Source organism: Halobellus sp. Atlit-38R (genome assembly GCF_003665925.1).
Lineage (GTDB): Archaea > Halobacteriota > Halobacteria > Halobacteriales > Haloferacaceae > Haloquadratum > Haloquadratum inordinatus.
In genome coordinates this window covers 1-508 of sequence record NZ_QXIJ01000215.1, presented here as the reverse complement: position 1 = coordinate 508, position 508 = coordinate 1, and the positions used below count along the sequence as shown (strand labels likewise).

Sequence of the window (508 nt, the reverse complement as noted above, 5' to 3'; positions counted from 1 at the left end):
TCCTCCGGCCTCGACCCGGCCGGCGCGAAGGAGAGGCGCGAGATCGTCCGCGCCGAGGCCGAGCGCGGCGCCACCGTCTTCTTCTCCTCGCACATCCTCGAACAGGTCGACGCCGTCTGCGACCGGGTCGGCATCCTCCGCGACGGTGAACTCGTCGCCGAGGACTCCGTCGAGGGGCTCCGCGAGGCCGTCGGCGGCGAGGAGACGCTCGAAGTCGCGGCCGCGGGCGCCGACGAGGACGCGGTCGCGGCGGTCCGCGCCCTCCCCGGCGTCTCCGGGGTCTCCCGCGACGGCGACGAACTGGTGGTGAACTGCGCCTGCGACGCGAAGACGGAGGTCATCGCGGCGCTGGAGGACGCCGGGGTCGCGATTGACGACTTCCACACCCGCGAGGCCTCGCTGGAGGACCTCTTCTTGGCGTACACCGAGGGCGACGCGGCCGGTTCGGCGCCCGACGGAACCGACCCGGAGCCCGCCGACGCCGACTCGACGGCCGATTCCGACTCGG

At 74.0% G+C, this 508-nt stretch carries 1 protein-coding gene; it reads left to right on the top strand.

Annotated elements, in window-relative coordinates:
- On the top strand, window positions 1-508 hold a 508-nt coding region (locus D3D02_RS19020; protein ID WP_233560722.1), incomplete at both ends, for a DUF4162 domain-containing protein.